This window comes from Frankia sp. CcWB3, from assembly GCF_977927595.1.
This window is the reverse complement of sequence record NZ_CDWRCK010000312.1, coordinates 1-4,187: the sequence shown is the minus strand read 5'-3', so window position 1 is coordinate 4,187 and position 4,187 is coordinate 1. Positions and strand designations below refer to the sequence as shown.

Here is a 4,187-nt window from a genome sequence, read left to right as displayed (position 1 = left end):
CCCCCACGCCTTCAGCAACCGGTTGCTGAAGGCGTGGGGGACGTGGGTGTCGAACTCCGCGACCTCGCCGGGGGTGGAAACGATGTCGTGCTCGCCGAGCTGCAGGCGCAGCCGTCCGGACAGGACGTAGAACCATTCGTAGCCCTCGTGGGCCTGCCGTTGCGGTTCGCGGGCGGGCCAGTGCGCCGGGATGGTCATTTTGTAGGCCTGCAGCTCGCCGGGTCGGCGGGTGAGCGGGATGAGCGTCATGCCGTTGCGTTCGATCGGGCGGGGGTGGATGCGCGGGTCGGCGGTTGGCGTGCCGACCAGCTCGTCCAGCGGCACCTGGTGGGGGCGTGCCAGCGGCAGCAGCAGTTCCAGGGTGAGCCGGCGCTGGCCGGACTCCAGGCGGGACAAGGTGCTGACCGAGATCCCGGTGGCCTGGGACAGCTGCGGCAGCGTCACCCCGCGCCGGTGGCGCAGCGCGCGTAGCCGCGGGCCCACCGCCGCCAGGACGCCGTCGAGGTCGGGCACATCATTGAATCTACGAGGATTCCTGACGGGGTCCGCGCGACGGATGTCGCGCGGACCCTGGCCGAGTCAGCGCGCGAGCCACCCCCGGTAGGTGGTCCTGGCGATGGCGGCGCCGTCCGTGGCGATGAGGGCGTCGCCCGAGGCGGCGGCGAATATGCCGGCGCTGTTGTCGGTGACGACGGTGCGATGGTCACCGTGGGCGGCGAGGGTGATCTTGTCCAGTTCGTCGAGCGCGAAGACCTCGGGGCCGGCGACGTTGCGGGTGCCCTGCAGCGGGGTGCCCACGCTGACGTCGGCCACGGCCTGGGCGACGTCGACCGCGGCGATGGGTTGGACGCGCGTGGCGGGCAGGCGGACGGTGTTCTCGTCGGTGGTCCAAGACAGCGCCGCGTCGATGAACTCGAAGAACTGCGTGGCGCGGACGATCGAGTACGGCACGGGGCCGGCCTTGAGGATGTTCTCCTGCAGCACCTTGGCGCGATAGTAGACCAGGCCCGGCACCTGGTCGGCGCCCACGATCGAGAGGATGACGGCGTGGCTGACGCCGGCGGCCTTGGCGGCTGTGAGCAGGTTGTCCATGGTCGTCTGGAAGAACGCGGGCGAGGCGTCGTCGAAGGTCGGCGAGTTCGTCAGGTTGACGACGACATCGGCCCCCTCCATCGCCTCGGGCAGGCTCTGCCCGCGCAGCAGGTCCACGCCGGTGGACGGCGAGTGCGGCACTGCCTCGTGCCCGCTCGCGTTCAGGATCCGGACCACCTTCGATCCGATGAGCCCGGTCCCACCGATGACAGCGATCTTCATCTTCTTGGCCTTCCGGTTTCGCGGAGGTGAAATGTCCGAGTATGTGGGTACGACGGGGCGGTCTAGCTGAGCTCACGGTCAGTTTGTGCGCGAGGCTCGGCGGTTCTTACGCCGGACGAGCTCCTCCTCGTCCACGAGCGAAAGCATCGGTTTGCCCGGTTCGCAGAGCATGGTGACGGTGAAGCGCACGGGGATGTCGTCGCGGTTGTTGCCGTCCTGGTAGTGGATGACGTCGCCACCCGGCTCCCAGAACGGATCGCCGGCCCGGACGGCACGCGCCGGCTCACCTTCGAGCTCGAACACCATCTCGCCGTCCAGCACATAGCCGAAGGCCGGTCCGGTGTGCCGGCGCGGAGGGGTACCAGGTGATTTCCCAGACCTGACCGGTCGCACGCCAAGGCTCAGGAAGAGACCGCTGACGCCATGACCGAGGCCAGCAGAAGATCAGCCGCATCGAGTCAAGGCGCCGACACCGATCTCCGGGCGGACCGCCAGCACGATCACCCCGGGAGGGAACCGGAACCTCGCGAACTCCGACACCGGCAGCGGCGGAGCGACCGCACCTCGAACCATCACCTGATCATGCCCAAGTACCAGCACGCAGGTCCCGCCTTGGCCGCATGCAACAGAGCCGATTGACCTGTGGTTTGGCCTTTGCTGGTCGCGTGCCCGCGCGCACCTGCGCGCGTCCCCCCGCTGGGACCGCGCTCGGTCAGGGCGGCCCCGCTCCGCCGGAGACACTCGCGACCGCCTCGGCCTCCGGCATCGCTGGCTGGGGGGTGAAGAGCACCGCGGTGCGGGCCGCCGTGCCGCGCGCCCACCGGCCGGTGGTGAGCACGTCAAGCACGGCGATGGCGAGCCCACAGCCAACCATGATCCACCAGGCGGGCGCGCTGGTCGGGTCGATGGTCGTCACGCCAGGACGGCCCGCAACGTGATGCGCGGCTACCGAGCCGAAGATCGCGACGCCGAGCGCCATGCCGATCTGCCGGCTGGTACCGGAGACCGCTGCCGCGACGCCGGCTTGGGCGACCGGCATCCCGGACACCGCGATATTCGTGGTCGGTGCGTTGACCATCCCAAACCCGACGCCGAAGAGTACGTAGGCGCAGATGACCGGCGCCAGGCTGGTCTGCGTCCCCAGGAGGGATAGCAGGACGCCGCTGGCCTGCAACGCCATCCCGGCGGTGATCAACGATGGCCGCGGCCCGTGGCTGGCCACGAGCCGGCCGGAAATCGGCGGCGTCACCGCCGCGAGGGCCGCCATCGGTAGCGTCAGCAGGCCGGCGTGCAGTGCCGAGTAGCCGCGCACGACCTGCAGATAGAGCGTGTTCAGGAAGAGGAAGCTGCCTAACGCCGCGAAGGCGCAGAGCGCGATGACGGTGGCACCGGCAAACGGATCGCTGCGGAAGAACCGCACATCCAGCAGGGCGTCCTGGCGCCGCGTCTCGCACACGACGAGCCCGGTCAGGGCAAGGGCGGCGACGATGAACATGACGATCGTCCGGGGGGCCGCCCAGCCGGCGGCCGGCGCCTCGATGATTGCGTAAGCGAGGGTGCCGAGGGTGACGGCGACGAGCGCCTGGCCCGCCGGGTCGAACCGCCGGGCCCGCGGCGCCCTCGACTCGGGCACGTACCGGCCGGTGAGCACCATCGCGACGATGCCGATCGGCACGTTGATCCAGAAGATCGACCGCCAGCCGACCGTGTCGACCAGCAGGCCGCCGAGAACCGGTCCCAGTGCCATGCTCAGGCCGATCACCCCGCCCCACATGCCGATCGCGCGCACCCGCTCCCGGGGCTCGGTGAAGGTGTTGGTGATGATCGCCAGCGCGACCGGGTTGAGCATCGACCCGCCGACCGCCTGGATCATCCGGAACGCGATCAACCAGCCAAGCCCAGGTGCCAGGCTACATAGCAGCGACCCGAAGGAGAACAGCGTCAGCCCGGTCTGGAACACGCGCCTGCGCCCGAACCGGTCGCCCATCGAGCCGGAGAAGAGCAGCAGGCTTGCCAGCACCAGGCCGTAGGCGTCAATCGTCCACTGCAGCCCGGAGTCGGCGGCATGGAGGTCGTTCCTGATCGACGGCAGGGCGACGTTGAGGATCGTCGCGTCCAGCGCGACAATGAACAGGCTCGAGCAGCAGATCACCAGCACCACGTGCCGCCGGCCCTTGCCCAGCTCGGGCGGCATCGACGCCATCAGCGTTCCGATCGTTGTAGGACGCAAAGTAGGCGAGGTGAGAGCGCCTCATAGGCGACTCCATTCCATTGGCGGTTGGCTCTCCCGCCCACCGGCAGGGCCACGATCTGACCGACCGCGCCCACACCGCCGCCGGCCCTCTCCCTGACGACCTACGTGACATTCTCATAACAATACTGACTCCTCGTGGTTGGCCGGAATCTGTAGTTAGCCGATTACGGTTGCTGCTGGGTTGGTGGTGACTGGGAGTGGCCGGGTGGGGCGGGCGTAGGTGACGCGGCGGCGGACGTCGCTGACGGCCCTGTTGGCCAGATGGACGACGTGGAACGGGCCGACGGCCAGCGCCGCGGGTGGCAGCGCCTCGCGGGCGGCGGCCTCGTTCTCTACCCCGACCCACGGCTACACCAGCCACCACCAGGCATCATAGAAGGTCAGCGGCCAAATACGCCGTCCGGCGAACCGCGAAGAGCCCCAATACCCTGGGCGGCGGGCACTCACTTTATCGATGTCACGAGCATCGGCTTCGATTGGATGAGCTTATCGCCATGCCGCTCGCACGCTCAGTTGGTCTATTCTGTTGGCGGACGTCCCGGCCCTAGGGCCTGTTTGGGAAGTTCATCGGGGCAGCCATTTGTTGATCGCGGCGATGGTGGCTGTTGCTTCGTAGCGG

At 68.9% G+C, this 4,187-nt stretch carries 3 protein-coding genes and 2 pseudogenes; all 5 read right to left on the bottom strand.

Going from position 1 to position 4,187, the window contains the following annotated elements; translation table 11 throughout:
- Positions 1 to 513, bottom strand: a 513-nt coding sequence (locus tag ACY5KJ_RS18170; protein ID WP_462203923.1) for a helix-turn-helix domain-containing protein, incomplete at its 3' end; no start/stop codon positions are given.
- Between the two features lie 66 nt (positions 514 to 579).
- Entirely contained in the window at positions 580 to 1,314 is a 735-nt protein-coding gene (locus ACY5KJ_RS18165; RefSeq protein WP_462203922.1) for an SDR family oxidoreductase, read from the bottom strand.
- Between the two features lie 78 nt (positions 1,315 to 1,392).
- A pseudogene (locus ACY5KJ_RS18160) lies at positions 1,393 to 1,680 on the bottom strand (cupin domain-containing protein); the annotation flags it as partial.
- A 346-nt stretch (positions 1,681 to 2,026) separates the two neighbouring features.
- Entirely contained in the window at positions 2,027 to 3,508 is a 1,482-nt protein-coding gene (locus tag ACY5KJ_RS18155; protein WP_462203921.1) for an MFS transporter, read from the bottom strand.
- A gap of 216 nt (positions 3,509 to 3,724) precedes the next feature.
- Positions 3,725 to 3,880, bottom strand: a pseudogene (locus ACY5KJ_RS18150) (transposase); the annotation flags it as partial.
- Positions 3,881 to 4,187: the final 307 nt, after the last annotated feature.

Excerpts from the sequence above, each read along its gene's own strand:
- ACY5KJ_RS18155 (WP_462203921.1), bottom strand. The coding sequence starts at position 3,508 with ATGCCGCCCGAGCTGGGCAAGGGCCGGCGGCACGTGGTGCTGGTGATC.
- ACY5KJ_RS18165 (WP_462203922.1), bottom strand. The coding sequence starts at position 1,314 with ATGAAGATCGCTGTCATCGGTGGGACCGGGCTCATCGGATCGAAGGTG.